The sequence below is a fragment of the uncultured Aquimarina sp. genome (assembly GCF_947500065.1).
Taxonomy (GTDB): Bacteria; Bacteroidota; Bacteroidia; order Flavobacteriales; family Flavobacteriaceae; genus Aquimarina.
In genome coordinates, this window is sequence record NZ_CANMQT010000006.1 from 122,434 (window position 1) to 138,974 (window position 16,541).

The following is a 16,541-nucleotide window of genomic DNA, read 5'->3' on the forward strand; positions in this document are numbered from 1 at the left end:
ATGAATAAAGGCATTGCCATTACTGGTATGGGAATAATTTCTTCTATCGGGAATACGGTGGAGGAAAATTTTGATGCTTTAAAGTCAGTATCTCATGGAATTTCCAGAATTGAGATGTTGAAAACTCGTCATAGCGAAGAAATCATGGTTGGTGAGATTAAGAAAACCAATAATGATTTGGAAAAAGTATTGGGTTTAAAACCTTTGCATACTTTTTCTAGAACTGCTATGATTGGAACTATTGCGGCAAAGGAAGCATTACAAAATGCTCAGATTTCTGATGTAAATGAATATAGAACTGGTTTTGTTTCAGGTACCAGTGTAGGTGGAATGGATACTACAGAAAAGTATTACCTTGAGTATGCCGAAAGAGAAGAAAATAGAAGGTTTATTCAGGCGCAACATGCTGGGTTTACTACACTGTCTATTTCTAATTATTTAGGGATTAATGGATACGTTTCTACAATAAGTACAGCGTGTTCTTCTGCAGCAAATGCAATAATGCTCGGAGCTCGTATGATTCAAGCAGGTAAAATTGATAGAATGGTTGTTGGAGGGACAGATGCGTTATCTAAGTTTACTATAAATGGATTTGGGACTTTAATGATTTTATCGGATGCTGAGTGTACTCCTTTTGATGATAACAGAAAAGGATTAAATCTAGGAGAAGCTGCTGCGTATTTAGTACTGGAGAGCGATGCTATTGTGAAGAAAGAAAATAAAAAAGTGTTGGGCCGGGTTGCCGGTTGGGCAAATGCAAATGATGCGTATCATCAAACAGCCTCATCATCTGATGGTGAAGGAGCATATCTAGCTATGAGAAAAGCACTGAAGGTTGCCGATATGACTGCAAAAAATATAGATTATGTAAACGCTCACGGAACTGCAACGCCTAATAATGATTTGTCTGAAGGTGTCGCTATGACTAGAATTTTTGGAGAAGAGAATACTCCGGTTTTTAGTTCAACGAAAGCATTTACAGGACATACTTTAGCTGCAGCAGGTTCAGTAGAAGCGGTATATTCACTTTTGTCCCTTCGGGAAAATTTAATTTTTCCGAACCTGAATTTCAAAACTAAAATGAAAGAGTTTTCTTTAGTGCCACAAACTGAATTGGTTGCCAAAGAAGTAAATACTATTTTATCAAATTCTTTTGGTTTTGGAGGCAATTGTTCCACTTTAATCTTTACAAAATAATGAGCGATTGTTTTATTAATGGTATTGCCAGTATTTCGGCACAACCTACGACCGATCCAGATACCTTTTTAGAGGATATAATTTCTCACAAGGAAGCTATATTCAGATCTCATGATCCTAACTATAAAGAATATATAAAGCCTGCGGCTATGAGACGTATGTCTAAATCTGTAAAAATGGGAGTTACTACTGCTTCCATGGCTCTTAATAATTCTGGAGTAGAAATGCCTGATGCTATTATTACAGGCACAGGAATGGGATGTAAACAGGATTCTGAGAAGTTTCTGGAAAACATTCTTAATAATGATGAACAATTTTTAACGCCAACTCTATTTATTCAATCTACACATAATACTGTTGGAGGTCAAGTAGCATTGGGATTAGGATGCAAAGCCTATAACGTTACTTACGTACAGGGAGCGGCTTCGTTTGAAACTTCTGTAATGGATGCTCAGTTGATGTTGTCAGAAGAATCTGAAATAAATATCTTGGTAGGAGGGATCGACGAAATAGCAAAAAATTCTACCCTTTTACATAAATTAGATGGCCAAATTAAGGAAGATGATATTGATGTAATCAAATTGCTAGACTCAGATACTCCAGGTACAGTTGCTAGTGAAGGTGCTACATTTATGGTTTTGGGTGCAGAAACAGATAAAAGCCTAGCTAAAGTTATTAATGTAGAAACGATAAGTGAAGGAACTCCGCTTGAAATAAAAGCGAGTATCGAAAAATTTATTTTAAATCAAGGGTTGTCGGTAGAAGATATAGATGCTGTGGTTTTAGGTAATAATGGAGATGTAGGATATGATAATTATTATAATAATTTGCAATCTTCGATTTTTTCAGATAAAGAACAGCTATGCTATAAACACCTGATAGGTGATTTTCATGTTGCCTCTAGCTTTGGTTTTTGGATTGGTTGCAAAATTTTTGAAACTAATCAAGTGCCTGCTATCTTGAAAGTTAATGATATTAGTGCAAAGAAATATAACAACATACTTTTGTATAATCAATATCTTGGAAAAAATCATAGTATTGCATTGTTACAACGATGCTAATTAGAAAAATAGTTAATATTACATCTACGATTGCTGGTGTTCTTATGATTGCAGCAGTTAGTTTCAATAAACTTCCCTGGTGGAGTTTACTTGTATTAGCTTTTCTTTGGCTATTTATAACTGCTTATGGAGTTGCTAATATACGATCAGGATATTTTCTTAAAAGCTTAAATAATAATCCAAAGTTTACAGAGAAAAAGATAGCAATTACTTTCGATGATGGTCCAGACCCCAATACGCTAAAGATTCTCGAAGTATTAAATACGTATAATGTTAAAGGAACTTTTTTTTGTATTGGAAAACAAATTGAAAAGTATCCAGATATATTACTCAGAATTATAGAAGAAAATCATATAATTGGCAATCACACCTTTACTCATGATAAGCTTATCGATATATATAGTACGGATAAGTTTACTAAAGAAATTGAAGATGCAGATACGATTATAGAAAAAATATCAGGAAAAAAACCACTATTGTTTAGACCTCCTTATGGAATCACGAATCCTAAGATAGCAAGAGCTGTTAAAAAGACTGGACACTCTGTAATAGGATGGAATAAACGATCATTCGACACTACAATTCCTTCAGAAAAAGTAATTCTAAAAAGGATTACAAAAAACCTAAAAGGAGGAGATGTTATACTACTTCATGACACAAAAATAATTACTGTAGCAGTATTGGAACAATTGTTGCTATTTTTGCAAAGTAATAATTTCACAACCGTTACTATAGATGAACTATTTTCAATACAAGCGTATGCTTAGATTTTTATTATTAGGTTGCCTTTTTATAAACCTTTCTTGGTTACATGCTCAAGAAGTGGCGCTTTCTGCTCAAGAAACAGAAACTTTTAAGAATGATGTAAGTGCTAGTGCAAAGCAGTCTAAAACAATTGTTAATACATTTACTCAATTAAAGCATATTGATTTTCTTTCTAATGATATAGAGAGTAGTGGAGATTTATATTTCAAATCACCCAATATCATCAAATGGTCATATACAAAACCATATCAATATAGTGTGATTTTTAAGGATAAGAAATTGTTTATTAATGATGCTGGAAAAAAGAGTGATATTAATTTAGCCTCTAACAAAATATTCAAAAAGTTGAATGATTTGATAGCAAAAAGTGTGAGTGGTGATATGCTAGATGATACTCAATTCTCCATGAGTTTCTTCAAAGGTAATGATGTCTACGTGGCAAAGTTATCTCCAAAAGATGATACATTGAGAGAAATGTTTAAGCAGATTGTTTTAAGTTTTGGATCAAAAAACTATTTAGTATCCAGTGTTAAACTAATTGAACCTTCAGGAGATTATACTCTTATAAATTTTCAAAATACCTCAGTAAATAAACCTATTCCCGATGCGGTATTTGCTCATTAGTATATTGTTTGTTTCTGTTTTAGGTTGTAAGGTCGCAACCGTAGAAAATTTCACAGAATCTAATATTACATTGTCGGATACTGTACAAAATCCATACTTTTCTAATCTAGAAGTAGATTATGTTTATAAAGCAGATATTACAGTTTATGGAAATGAATTTAGCGGGATTCTTATTGCAAAAAAAATAGCAACCCAAAAACATCGTATAGTGTTTACCTCGCAATTTGGGAGTACGTTTTTTGATATTGAATTTGAGAAGGATTCTTATAAGATTAATTCAATTGTAGAACAGCTTGATAGAAAAATTATTCTGAATACCTTAGTTAAAGATTTTTCGTTATTAATTAAAGAAAAAGGAACAGTTGTTGAAAGTTATTATAATGATACTTATAATGTCCTTAAGAATGAAAAAGATAAACGTAGTAATTACTATTTTTATAGCCAACCTGATCAAATATTGCATAAAATAGTTCACGCTACTAAAAGAAAAGAAAAGGTGGTAATACATTTCAATAATATTTCTGATAACCAAATAGCTAGAAATATTAGTATTGATCATAAAAATATTAAACTAAACATAGAATTAAACTTTCTAAAAAAGTAACATGTTAATAGCTGATTTATATAAAATTAACGAAGATTCTGTAAATGATGGCGTACAAACTACATCTATTACATTAAATCCAGATAGTGAGGTGTTTAAAGGACATTTTCCTGGGAATCCAATAACTCCTGGAGTATGTACCTTGCAGATTATCAAGGAACTTACTGAAAAAAGAACAGCATGTTCTTTATTTATGAAGAAAGCCTCTAATGTGAAGTTTATGGCGGTAATTAATCCAGAAAAAACTCCCGACCTGATTATAACCAATGGCTTTACAGATACTGAAGACGAAATTAAAATCAAGAGTACTGTAAAATATGATGATACTATAGCTTTAAAAGTAGTTGTTACTTTTGTTAAATTATAAATCAATTATTATGAAGTTTTTTGCATTATTTATTGGATTAATTTTTATGAATATCAATCCAGTTGATATAAGTGAAGTGCGGAATTCATATAAATACGCAAAAGATTCTAAGGAAAATACGGATAAGTTTTATGAATTAATTCAGAAAACGAACCACCAGAACGATCTTGTGTTATCAGCTTATTATGGTTGTGCATTAACACTAAAAGCTTCTTATGCTGAAAAAAGAGGAGATAAAATATCTTTTTTTAAAAAGGGAAAGAAGTTAATAGAAGCTGCGATAGCATCTGATCCTAGTAATATCGAATTGAGAATGATTCGGTTAAGTGTTCAAAGCAGCGCACCAAGAATTACAAGATATTATAAGCATATAGATGCGGATAAAAGTTTTTTAGTGGAGAATATTGAAAAAGTCTCATCCCCTAAACTAAAGGAGTTTATTAAAGGTTTTATGTCTAGTTCAAATGCTTTTAAAAAATAATTTATTTTGAAATAAAAGTAGGGTTTTCTACTTTTTTGCTGTTTTAGTTATAATGCATTAATTATAACTAACACATACATGAAAAAAACTTCCCTTTTTTTAATAACGGTTTTGAGCTGTTATATCGTTACCGCGCAAGATTGGCGTAATTCACCTTCTAAAGACGACAGTAATTATTTTGAAGTAGTGGATGAAAAGCGTAAAGAATATGAATCTATCAACAAAAGTACCGAAAGAGTTGACAGAAAAAAGATCAAACAATTTGAGCGTTGGGCTTATTTTTGGGAAAGACGTATCAATGAAAACGGTACTTTTCCTAATCCATTAATAACGTATAACGAATGGAATAAGTATCAACAAAATAATCCTGTAGAAAAAAGCGAAAACATGGCTAGTTGGACCCTAATAGGTCCTAAGGTAATTCCAAACTCTGAGACTACTTTTTATGCAGGTATGGGAAGGCTTAATGTCGTTGCTTTTAATCCGACTAATAGTGATGAAATATGGGTAGGTTCTCCTGGTGGAGGTATCTGGAGATCTGATGATGCAGGTGCAAACTGGATTCCTAAAGGGGATGTAATACCAAATCTAGGAGTGTCTGATATTGTTTTTCATCCCACCAATAACGATATAATGTATCTGGCGACTGGGGATTTTGATGGTTTTCAGAACAGGTCTATTGGAGTACTAAAATCTACAGATCATGGAGAATCATGGCAGACCACAGGATTAAATTATGAACTAACAGGAGCTAGAATAATAGCCCATTTGTTGATAGACCCTACTACACCTGATACAATATTTGCGACTACTAATAGCGGGATTTATAAATCAACTGATGCAGGGACAACTTGGAATTTGAAAACAGTAGCTTCAGGTTTTAACGATATCATGTATAAAGAAGGTAGCTCTACCACTTTATTTGCTACTGGTGGTACCTCTACCACTTTTTATATTTCTACTGATAATGGAGAGAATTGGACTGCTTCGTCTTCTGGTTTATCTAACGATGGACGTTTTGATATTGCGACTACAGCGATTGATCCAGAATTTTTGGTAGGAATGAATAATAGAACCGTTTATAAGTCTACTAATGGAGGTACTTCATGGTCCACAATAGCATCACCTTCTTCGTTGAGTACACAAGGAGGTTATAATCAAACATTATTGATAGCCCCAAATAATAAAGATTTGATTATTATCGGTGGAATAGATGGATGGAGAAGTACAGATGGTGGTAGCACTTGGCAAAAATATCTGGATGGATATTGGACACCTGGATCACCATTTTTTTATGTGCATTCTGATCATCATGATCTAGAAATGCTACCAGGTAGTAATTCTATTGTTTTTTCTGCTAATGATGGAGGATTGTTTAAAGGTGATATTACTACAGATGATGTATGGGAAGATTTGTCTTCAGGTTTGTCCATTACTCAATATTACAAAGTAGCGGGAACACCTCAAAACGCAGATTTCTTATTAGCTGGTGCTCAGGACAATGATATTACACATTACAATGGAACCGATTGGATTAATAGAAACTTTGGGACTGATGGAGTTGAAGCATTATGGAATTATAGTAATTCAGATGTAGCTTGGACGTGTAGTCAAGCCGGATATGTAGAAAGAACTACAGATGGATGGGCAACACAAACAACAAGACTTAATACACCAAGTGGTGCAAGATTTGTTTGGCCTTTGGAGATAGATCCAACGGATCCAAATACAATTTATGGAGGATTTGGTAGTCTTCATAGCTCTTCCAATTCAGGAAATATTTGGACGAACCTACGTTCTCCAGGAGGAGCTCCAACTGTAATTACAATTGCACCATCAGATAATCAGGTTATCTATGTAACTGATGGAAATGGTGTGCATACAACTGCAGATGGAGGAACAAATTGGAATACCCTAACTTCACCTACAGTAGGTCTAGTAACCAGTATTGCTGTGAATTCTACAGATCCTACGGAGGTTTATATTTGCTATGGTCGATATAATGATGGTAATAAGATCTTTAAATCAAACGATTCTGGTGCTACTTGGACAAACATATCAGGAACGTTACCAAATGTTCCAATGCATAAAATTTTATTCCTAACAGGAGGTGATGGAGATTTATTTCTTGGATCAGATATTGGAGTGTTTCATAGAAATAATTCCAGTACAGATTGGCAGGTTTATGGAGAAGGTTTACCTAATGTGATAGCTAATGATTTAGAAGTTCATTATGGTACAAACAAATTAAGAGTCGCTACTTATGGACGTGGTATATGGGAAATCTCAATTGACCCTAATGAACTTGGAATAGGAGAGTTTGAAGACAGTAATGTGTTGACTGTGTTTCCTAATCCATCAAATGGAAGGTTTACCATAAAATTGGCAGACTTTAATAGCGAATCTGATATTACTATTTATAATATCATAGGAGGAGTTGTAAAAAGCTTTAAAACAAAAGAAACGACTACAACTGTTGATTTATCGTCATATAGCGCTGGGATTTATCTAGTTGATTTGAAAAATGATAATAAGAAAATAGTGAAGAGAATTATTGTAAAGTAATCAAAGAAATAGTTTTAAACCGGTAGAGATTATTTATTTTCTGTGCCGGTTTTTTTTATTAAATTGAAATAAACAAAAATGAAATATGCATCCTTAATGATTACTTTTTTGCTATTATGTACATTCTTGTCCTGTAAAGAAGAAATTATACTAGTGTCTTCAGTCAAAGAAATAACAATACCAGGAAGATCAGATGAAAATCAATTTGTACAATATAAATTACAATTTGAAGTAGCCAAAGATGGTCAAAATATTCAAATAGAAGATATTACCTTTCCTATGTTGGATATCAAAAAAGAAAAATTAAGGTTTGATATAATGGCTGTAAGCTCTAATTTGATTATTACGAACATTATAGAAAAGGGCACCTATATTTTGAATATTAGGCCAGATGATGAGCTTCAAAATCAAATGATTACCGCTAAGAATGATGAAATTATTATTTCTATAGTCAGAAATAATAAAGCAGAACAAATCAAAATTTCATCGTTTGTTGAAAAAACAAAAAGAATTAGGTAGTATTTCTAGCTGTTTAATCATATCATATGCTATTTTTGCAACGGAAAAAATAGCGCTGTGACTACATCTACATTACATGATCATCGTTTTGAAACACTGAATTGTTGTGTTTTTATACCGACATATAATAACCAGAAGACTCTTGATAGAGTAATAAAAGGTGTTCTGGAATATACCGATCGCATTATTATTATTAATGATGGTGCAACAGATGATACAGCTACGATTTTAGAGAAATATCAAGGAGAACTTACTATTATAACTTTTTCTGAGAACAAAGGAAAAGGAATGGCATTGCGAGAAGGGTTTAAGCAAGCTAATCTTCTAGGATATGAGTATATGATAACCATAGATAGTGATGGACAACATTTTCCTAGCGACCTCCCTATTTTTTTAGATGAACTCGAGAAAAAAGATATTGATTCGTCATTGTTATTAATTGGTTCCAGAAATATGGATGATCCATCTGTACCTGGTAAAAGTAGTTTTGGGAATAAATTTTCTAATTTTTGGTATTATATAGAAACAGGTATCAAACTTAAAGATACGCAATCTGGTTATAGATTATATCCAATAAAAGAGATTAGCGAACTAAAATTATTTACAACTAAGTTTGAGTTAGAGATAGAAGTGATTGTTAAGCTTGCTTGGAGGAATGTAGAAGTTAGAAATATACCTGTTGCAGTATTATATGACGAAACAGAGAGAGTTTCGCATTTTAGACCTTTTAAAGATTTTACGCGTATAAGTATATTAAATACTTGGTTAGTAACACTTACTTTATTTTTTTATCTACCAAAACGACTTATTAGTAGAATAAAAAAAAAAGGATTTAAGAAGTATTGGAGAGAGAACGTATTAAGAAGTGATGACCCTCCTATAAAAAAGGCGAGTGCTATTGCGCTTGGCCTTTTTATTGGAATTTCGCCACTTTGGGGATTTCATACTATTTTGGTGCTTTCTTTGGCCGTGTTATTTAAACTTAATAGAGCTATTGCTTTTTTGTTTTCTAATATTAGTCTTCCTCCTTTTATTCCTTTTGTTATTTATGGCAGCTATCAGATTGGCGCAATGGCAATGGGAAAAGAAATGGATGCTACTTTGAATATAGAAGATATAAAATCGGGTACTGATATCTTTAAAAGTTTTGGACAATATGTTTTAGGGAGTTTTATTTTGGCAACATTGGTATCATTGATTTCGGGATTCGTTTCGTATTTGTATTTTAGCTCTCGTAAATCCAAAAGGAGTGCAATAGATGCATAATTTTTTTCTTTCATTATATCAATATATAAAACAGAATAGATTAATCGCCTGGCCAATAATTATTGGTTGTATTGCCGTATTTGCATTTTTGGCAAGTCGCATTGGTTTCGAGGAAGATATTACCCGATTAATTCCTAATAGTGATAAATCAGAGATTACACAAAAAGTACTAAAAACAGTTTCTTTTTCTGATAAGATTGTAGTAAATATAGCTAATAAAGACGGAGATCCCGATGCTCTTACAGAATATGCTGCTGCCTACATAGATTCTATAAATACACATATTCCAAAGTATGTAAAAAAAATACAAGGTAAAGTTACAGATGATAATGTAATGGAGTTGTATGATTTTGTATACAAACACCTTCCATTTTTTCTAACAGAAGCCGATTACAAAGGTATTGAACGTAAAATCAATCCAGATTCTATTGCTAAAATTATCGAGAATAATTATAAAACCTTGATTTCTCCGGCAGGTCTGGTAACCAAAAAGTATATTGTAAAGGATCCTTTAGCATTAACACCACAAGGACTTAAGAAACTTGCTCAACTTCAGTTAGGAGATAATTATGACCTATATAATGGTTTTTTAATAACCAAAGATCGAAAGAATTTATTGTTATTCCTTACACCTGCATTAGCGACTAATGAAACAGGAGAGAATACGCTGTTTATTGAAGAATTAAAAAAAATCACTTCACACTTAAACGAAAAGTATTCTGAACAAGCAGAAGCTACTTTATTTGGAGCTACGTTGTATGCAGTAGCGAATGCTAAACAAATAAAACAAGATATACAGCTTACAGTAAGTATTGCCATGAGTATCTTATTGTTAATTTTGATTTTCTTCTATCGAAAACTAACCGTACCACTGATTATTTTTGCACCTACTGTGTTTGGAGCGATTGTGGCCATTGCTTTGTTATATTTAATTAAAGGAAAAATCTCTGCTATATCTTTAGGTATTGGTTCTGTGTTATTAGGAATTACATTGGATTATTCTTTGCATATCCTTACACACTTTAGAAACAATAATAACGTAAAAGAATTGTATAAAGATGTAGCTATGCCGGTTCTTATGAGTAGCTTGACTACTGCAGTAGCTTTTTTGTGCTTAATTTTTGTGAAGTCAGAAGCGTTAAATGACCTAGGAATTTTTGCTGCAATAAGTGTAGTTGGTGCATCTATTTTCGCGTTGATATTTATTCCCCAAGTATATCGTTTTTCAGAAAGTAAAAAGGCTAAAAGAAAGACATTTATAGATAAGGTTTCTCAAACGGATTTTCATAAGAATAAAATTCTGATTTCAGTTATTACTGTCGTATTTATAGTTGCATTGTTTCTGTTTCATAAAGTTGGATTTAATACAGATTTAAGTACAATGAATTATCAACCGGAGGAATTGGTAGCAGCTGAAGAAGATTTGGATAGAATAAATAATAATAAAGCAAAATCAATCTATCTGGTTTCTTATGGATCTTCTCTAAATGAAGCACTAAACGCGAATAATAAACTATTTGAAACACTAGATCAGAAGAAATCTAATAAAGAACTTATTAATTTTAGCTCTGTTGGAGGAGTAGTGCTATCACAGGAAGCTCAGGTCGAAAAAATAAAACTTTGGAATGAATTCTGGACAAGACAGCGTAAAGATTCCATAACTAACCTGCTAAAAGAAAAAGGAAGTATTATTGGTTTTAAAGAAGAAACATTTACTCAGTTTTATACAACACTAAATACAGAAATTGAACCTATTGTTTTTAATGAATATCAAAATATTAAAGAATTATATCTTGATGAGTTTATAACAACTGAAAAAGGTTTTTCTACAGTAGTTTCAGCGATAAAGGTGGAGCATGAAGAGGCAGATAGAATTAACTCTTCTCTTAGTAAAATAGAGAATACAGTTGTCATTGATAGAAAACAGTTAAACGAGACTTTATTAGGAAATCTTAAGAATGATTTTAATTCATTAATAGGATATTCTCTTGTGGCGGTTGTATTATTGTTATTCTTCTTCTACAGAGACCCAATGTTAACACTGGTAACTGCATTGCCGATTGCAATTACTTGGGTAATAACATTAGGAGTAATGAAAATGTTGGGGATTGATTTTAATATTTTCAATGTAATCATTTCCACTTTCATTTTTGGTTTAGGTGTTGACTACAGCATCTTTATAACCAATGGGCTTATCAAGGAGTTTACCTATGAAGTAAAAGAACTCTCTACATATAAAACATCTATTTTATTGTCAGTAATAACGACCATATTAGGAGTGGGTGTATTGATATTTGCTAAACACCCAGCACTTCGCTCCATATCCATAGTATCTTTAATCGGGATTTTATCCGCAGTTTTGGTTGCATTTACGATTCAACCGATGTTGTTTAGATCGTTTATTACTAATCGCGTTAAAAAAGGGTTAACACCGCTTAGGATACGACAAACACTCTGGTCCATTTTTAGCTTCGGATATTTTATTATTGGCGGATTTATTGTTTCAGTACTGAGCAGTTTGATTATTCCTTGGTTTCCTGTAAGTAAGAAAAAGAAGATGGCTGTTTTTCATAAGGTCACTTCTAAATTAATGGGCTCGGTCTTGTATTCCAATCCTTTCGTGAAAAAACGAGTGTATAATCCGGAAAATGAAGATTTTAGCAAACAATGTATTATCATAGCGAACCATTCTTCATTTTTAGATATCATTTCTATAGGAATGTTATATCCTAAACTGATATACTTAGTAAAGGATTGGGTGTATGATAATCCTGTTTTTGGTAGAGCAGCTAAGTTAGCAGGGTTTTATCCGGTTTCTTCTGGTATAGAGGGAGGAGTGGAGCACTTACGAGAAAAAGTGAATCAAGGGTATTCATTGATAGCGTTTCCAGAAGGAAGTAGAACGGATACTGCTAAGATGAGTAGGTTTCATAAAGGTTCATTTTATCTTGCTCAAGAATTGAATTTAGATATTTTACCGGTGATAATTCACGGAAATACTCAGGTATCTCCAAAAGGCGATTTCATTATCCATGATGGAGCTGTCCAGCTAAAAATTTTACCAAGAATTACTGCTGATAATAAAGAGTTTGGAGATGGGTATAATGAAAGAACAAAGAAGATAAGCGCATATTTTAAAGAACAATATTTTGATTTGCAAAAGGATCTGGAAGGTGTAAATTATTATAACAAAGCCTTACTTAATAATTATAGATATAAAAGTTGTTATAAAGAGATCAAAAAGGATTTTTCGATACATAAAGAGAAATATTATAAAGCAGCAAGTTTCGTAGAACATAGGGATCGTGTTTTACAATACAGTGATGATTATGGGCAATTTTCGTTATATCTAAGTTTTAGAAGACCGTATGTCAAACAAAAAGGTATACTTGTGGATGAAGAAAAACTAGCGGTAGCAAGAAACTGTTATACAGCAATTAGAAACAAAGTAGAATTTGTGTCAAATGAAGATTTGACATCGATAAAATTTGATGTACTTTTGTTAAATACAACCACACCAATACAACCACAACACTTAAAAGAAATACTATCAGAAGATATAAAACGAGTTATCGTATTTTCTGAAAATAAAGAGTTTTCTGAATCCATTAAAACTACTTTTAAAGTAGTTGTTCAGGAATTTGGGTTAACAGTTTTGAATAGAATATAGTAGTAGATGCAAGAGAAGTTCGATGTCATAATTATAGGGAGTGGATTAGGAGGACTGGTTTCTGCAAATATTCTTGCCAAAGAGGGTAAGAAGGTTTGTGTTTTAGAGAAAAATAACCAGTTTGGAGGAAATCTACAGACTTTTGTTAGAGATAAAAGCATATTTGATACCGGTATTCATTACATAGGAGGTCTAGATAAAGGTCAGAACCTATATCAGTACTTTAAGTATCTGGGTATCATGGACGATCTTAAGCTCAAAAGAATGGATATCGACGCTTACGATGTAATTACTTTTGATGATGATGATCTAGAATATCCACACGCACAAGGATATGATAATTTTGTAAAACAGTTGGTTAAGTTTTTCCCAGAAGAAGAGAAAGGTATTAAGGAATATGTAGATAAGGTGAAAGATACTTGCTACAGATTTCCATTATATAATTTAGAAGAAGGAGATCGATATTATGGTGAGGATTTATTGACACTCAAAGCAAAAGATTATATAGATAGTGTGGTAACGGATCCAAAACTAAGAGCAATTTTGGCAGGATCTAATTTATTGTATGCAGGAGATCCTGATAAGACGCCTTTTTATGTACATGCCTTATCCATTAATTCTTATATGGAAAGTGCCTGGAGATGTGTGCAAGGAGGAAGTCAGATTGCTAAGTTATTGGTAAAAAGATTTAGAGCTCTTGGAGGTAAAATTTATAAGTATCAGGAAGTAAATAAATTCAATTTTGAAGAGGATCAATTAATATCTGTTTCTACTACCAAAGGAGATACCTTTATGGCGGATAATTTTGTCTCTAATGTTGATCCAAAGCTAACTTTGCAGATTATAGGAAAAGAACGCTTTAGGAAATTATATTTTAAGAGAATCCAGAATACAGAAAGTATTATATCTTCCTTCAGTTTGTATATTGTTTTCGAAAAAGGAACTTTCCCTTATATCAATAAAAATTATTACCATACGAATACACCAGAAAAAGTATGGACTACGCAAAATTATAAAGAAGAAAATTGGCCGGAAGCATATTTGATTTCTACAAATGAAGATCTTAAAAACCCTGGATACGCAGAGAATTTGACTTCTATAGCGTATATGCGATTTGATGAAATGAAACCTTGGGCGGATACTTTTAATACGGTTGCAGAAAAGAACGATAGAGGAGAGGATTATTCAGCATTTAAGCAGCGTAAAATAGAAGCTTACCTAAAAGAAATAGAGAAAAAGTTTCCTAATATTAGATCTTGTATCAAATCTGTGCATACTTCGACACCTTTGTCATATAGAGATTATATAGGTTGCTATGAAGGCTCAATGTATGGCTTTGCAAAGGATGCAGAAAGCCCAATGAAATCTTTCCTGTCTCCCAGAACTAGGATACCAAATTTATTATTTACCGGTCAAGGTTTAAATATGCACGGTGTATTAGGAGTAACAATAAGTGCTGTAGTTACTTGTGGAGAACTAGTTGGAAAAGAACATTTATTACGGAGCATTAAAGATACCTTGGCAGAAAAAGAACTGTCTGATTCATAATGAAGAATTTTGTTTATCATATATTTTTTCTATTTCTTATTATCTCATCATCTTCTTGTGGAGTAAAGAAATCATTAGCAGCAAGACCTGATATTTCAGGGATTGAAACTGTAGATACGACCAGAACAAAACATAGCGAAACGTTTTTTACATTAAATAATAATCTACTTCGTAAAAATAAGCAAGGGTTATGGGAAATGTATCTGGAAGGAGCACCTTTGGAAAGAGGAATTGCTGCAGGTAGTTTAGGCAGAGAATTGATCAAAATTCAGGAAGATGCTTTTATAGGAAAAATTACAGAATTGATTCCATCAGATGGATATCTTAAGTTTTTAAGCAAAATTGTAGCTTGGTATAATCGCAAGTTACATCTAAATGTTCCAGAAGAATATAAAACAGAAATTTACGGAGTTTCTAGATACGCCTCTAATGATTATAATGATTTTGCAGAACCTTATGTGCGTATGTTATATGCACATGGAGCACATGATATTGGTCATGCATTACAAGATTTAATGTTGGTAGGATGTACATCTTTTGCAGCTTGGGGTGATAAAACAGTAGATGGTAAATTATTAATTGGGCGAAATTTTGATTTTTATGCAGGAGATGATTTTTCTAAGGAGAAATTAATCACTTTTATGAATCCTTCTGAAGGTTATAAATTTATGACTTATGGATGGGCAGGAATGATGGGAGCATTATCAGGAATGAATAGCGAAGGGTTAACAGTTACTATTAATGCCGGTAAATCCAAAATTCCACTCATTGCTAAGACCCCTATTTCAATTCTAACCAGAGAGATATTACAATACGCTTCTACCATCGAAGAGGCTGTAGAAATCGCAAAAAAGAGAGCCGTTTTTGTATCGGAATCTATTATGATTGGTAGTGCCAAAGATAAAAGAGCTGCATTAATAGAAGTTTCTCCAAATAACTTTGGAGTTTATGAAGTACCCAATACAAATCAACTAGTGTGTTCTAATCATTTTCAGAGTGATTCTTATATAGAAGATAAACGTAATCAGAAAGCAATAGATGAAAGTCATTCTTTGTATCGATATCAGAGAATGACAGAGCTTTTGTCAGAAAATGATAAACTGACTCCAGAAAAAGCAGTTGCGATTTTAAGAAACAGGGATGGTTTAGAGGATAAACTTATTGGGTATGGTAATGAAAAAGCACTGAATCAAATGTTGGCACATCACGGTATTGTTTTTCAACCAGAAGAAAGAAAAGTTTGGGTGTCTACAAACCCATATCAGATGGGAGAATTTGTAGCTTATGATTTAGATGAAGTTTTTGAAAAAATAAACGCTCAAAAAGAAGAAGTGGTTATTGCTTCAGAACCTCTGAACGTGCCGGAAGATCCATTTATTCATACTAAAACCTATGCTAATTATGAAGCATTCAGGGTGCTTAGTAGAAAAATTGAAGCTGCTACAGATAATGAAGAAAAAGTATCAGAAGAGGAGCTTTCAAAATTTCAAAATTTAAACCCTAATTATTGGGCAACGTATTTTGTTCTTGGTGAATATTATTACACACAAAAGAATTATAAAAAGGCATTAATAGCTTTTAAACAAGCTATAAAAAGAGAAGTAACCACTGTTCCTGATATGAAAAATATAAAGAAGTATATCAGAAAATGTGAACGAAAAATATAAAATATAGTAAAACTTATATAGACCTGTCAGGTTTTAAAAACCTGACAGGTCTAAACAGAAATACTTTGGAAATATTAGAAAAAGATCATTTTTATCATATTTATAATCGGGAAATAATAAGCAAGATATTTTTCTCGAAGAAAGTAACTATTTCCATTTTTTGAAGCTACTGAAAAAACATATTTTACCAATAGCAAGAATTTATAG

At 32.4% G+C, this 16,541-nt stretch carries 13 protein-coding genes; all 13 read left to right on the forward strand.

From position 1 onward, the window contains the following. Positions 1–1,197 carry a beta-ketoacyl-[acyl-carrier-protein] synthase family protein gene (locus Q0975_RS17710; protein ID WP_299439091.1) on the forward strand — a complete coding sequence of 399 codons (1,197 nt, stop codon included), beginning with the start codon at positions 1–3 and terminating at the stop codon, positions 1,195–1,197. Beyond that, entirely contained in the window at positions 1,197–2,258 is a 1,062-nt protein-coding gene (locus Q0975_RS17715; RefSeq protein ID WP_299439093.1) for a beta-ketoacyl synthase N-terminal-like domain-containing protein, read from the forward strand. Before Q0975_RS17710 ends, Q0975_RS17715 begins: the two co-directional genes overlap by 1 nt. Further along, positions 2,252–3,025 (forward strand): polysaccharide deacetylase family protein, encoded by a 774-nt coding sequence (locus Q0975_RS17720; RefSeq protein WP_299439095.1) that lies wholly within the window; start codon positions 2,252–2,254, stop codon positions 3,023–3,025. Before Q0975_RS17715 ends, Q0975_RS17720 begins: the two co-directional genes overlap by 7 nt. Further along, complete coding sequence (locus Q0975_RS17725; protein WP_299439097.1) at positions 3,018–3,647, forward strand: outer membrane lipoprotein carrier protein LolA; 630 nt, start codon at positions 3,018–3,020, stop codon at positions 3,645–3,647. Before Q0975_RS17720 ends, Q0975_RS17725 begins: the two co-directional genes overlap by 8 nt. Then, positions 3,628–4,251 (forward strand): hypothetical protein, encoded by a 624-nt coding sequence (locus Q0975_RS17730; RefSeq protein ID WP_299439099.1) that lies wholly within the window; start codon positions 3,628–3,630, stop codon positions 4,249–4,251. Before Q0975_RS17725 ends, Q0975_RS17730 begins: the two co-directional genes overlap by 20 nt. Before the next feature lies 1 nt (position 4,252). Continuing rightward, the gene (locus Q0975_RS17735; protein WP_299439101.1) at positions 4,253–4,618 is read left to right on the forward strand and encodes a 3-hydroxyacyl-ACP dehydratase; all 366 of its coding nucleotides are present in this window, start codon (positions 4,253–4,255) and stop codon (positions 4,616–4,618) included. Positions 4,619–4,628: 10 nt separating this feature from the next. Continuing rightward, positions 4,629–5,099 (forward strand): hypothetical protein, encoded by a 471-nt coding sequence (locus tag Q0975_RS17740; RefSeq protein ID WP_299439103.1) that lies wholly within the window; start codon positions 4,629–4,631, stop codon positions 5,097–5,099. A 78-nt stretch (positions 5,100–5,177) separates the two neighbouring features. Continuing rightward, on the forward strand, positions 5,178–7,664 hold the full coding sequence (locus Q0975_RS17745) for a T9SS type A sorting domain-containing protein (RefSeq protein ID WP_299439105.1): 2,487 nt from the start codon (positions 5,178–5,180) through the stop codon (positions 7,662–7,664). A gap of 78 nt (positions 7,665–7,742) precedes the next feature. After that, entirely contained in the window at positions 7,743–8,183 is a 441-nt protein-coding gene (locus tag Q0975_RS17750; RefSeq protein WP_299439107.1) for a hypothetical protein, read from the forward strand. 57 nt (positions 8,184–8,240) lie between these two features. Further along, positions 8,241–9,449 carry a DUF2062 domain-containing protein gene (locus tag Q0975_RS17755; RefSeq protein ID WP_299439109.1) on the forward strand — a complete coding sequence of 403 codons (1,209 nt, stop codon included), beginning with the start codon at positions 8,241–8,243 and terminating at the stop codon, positions 9,447–9,449. Continuing rightward, complete coding sequence (locus tag Q0975_RS17760) at positions 9,442–13,119, forward strand: 1-acyl-sn-glycerol-3-phosphate acyltransferase (RefSeq protein WP_299439111.1); 3,678 nt, start codon at positions 9,442–9,444, stop codon at positions 13,117–13,119. Before Q0975_RS17755 ends, Q0975_RS17760 begins: the two co-directional genes overlap by 8 nt. A 6-nt stretch (positions 13,120–13,125) precedes the next feature. Then, the gene (locus Q0975_RS17765) at positions 13,126–14,667 is read left to right on the forward strand and encodes an NAD(P)/FAD-dependent oxidoreductase (protein ID WP_299439113.1); all 1,542 of its coding nucleotides are present in this window, start codon (positions 13,126–13,128) and stop codon (positions 14,665–14,667) included. Further along, entirely contained in the window at positions 14,667–16,334 is a 1,668-nt protein-coding gene (locus Q0975_RS17770; RefSeq protein WP_299439115.1) for a C45 family autoproteolytic acyltransferase/hydolase, read from the forward strand. The genes Q0975_RS17765 and Q0975_RS17770 overlap by 1 nt, the downstream gene beginning before the upstream one ends. The last annotated feature ends 207 nt before the right edge of the window (positions 16,335–16,541 follow it).

What these genes read in the sequence shown, in the direction of transcription:
- Q0975_RS17765 (WP_299439113.1), top strand. Translation starts at nt 13,126, where the DNA reads ATGCAAGAGAAGTTCGATGTCATAATTATAGGGAGTGGATTAGGAGGA.
- Q0975_RS17770 (WP_299439115.1), top strand. Translation starts at nt 14,667, where the DNA reads ATGAAGAATTTTGTTTATCATATATTTTTTCTATTTCTTATTATCTCA.
- Q0975_RS17715 (WP_299439093.1), top strand. Translation starts at nt 1,197, where the DNA reads ATGAGCGATTGTTTTATTAATGGTATTGCCAGTATTTCGGCACAACCT.
- Q0975_RS17760 (WP_299439111.1), top strand. Translation starts at nt 9,442, where the DNA reads ATGCATAATTTTTTTCTTTCATTATATCAATATATAAAACAGAATAGA.
- Q0975_RS17740 (WP_299439103.1), top strand. Translation starts at nt 4,629, where the DNA reads ATGAAGTTTTTTGCATTATTTATTGGATTAATTTTTATGAATATCAAT.
- Q0975_RS17710 (WP_299439091.1), top strand. Translation starts at nt 1, where the DNA reads ATGAATAAAGGCATTGCCATTACTGGTATGGGAATAATTTCTTCTATC.
- Q0975_RS17745 (WP_299439105.1), top strand. Translation starts at nt 5,178, where the DNA reads ATGAAAAAAACTTCCCTTTTTTTAATAACGGTTTTGAGCTGTTATATC.
- Q0975_RS17725 (WP_299439097.1), top strand. Translation starts at nt 3,018, where the DNA reads ATGCTTAGATTTTTATTATTAGGTTGCCTTTTTATAAACCTTTCTTGG.
- Q0975_RS17720 (WP_299439095.1), top strand. Translation starts at nt 2,252, where the DNA reads ATGCTAATTAGAAAAATAGTTAATATTACATCTACGATTGCTGGTGTT.
- Q0975_RS17730 (WP_299439099.1), top strand. Translation starts at nt 3,628, where the DNA reads ATGCGGTATTTGCTCATTAGTATATTGTTTGTTTCTGTTTTAGGTTGT.
- Q0975_RS17735 (WP_299439101.1), top strand. Translation starts at nt 4,253, where the DNA reads ATGTTAATAGCTGATTTATATAAAATTAACGAAGATTCTGTAAATGAT.
- Q0975_RS17750 (WP_299439107.1), top strand. Translation starts at nt 7,743, where the DNA reads ATGAAATATGCATCCTTAATGATTACTTTTTTGCTATTATGTACATTC.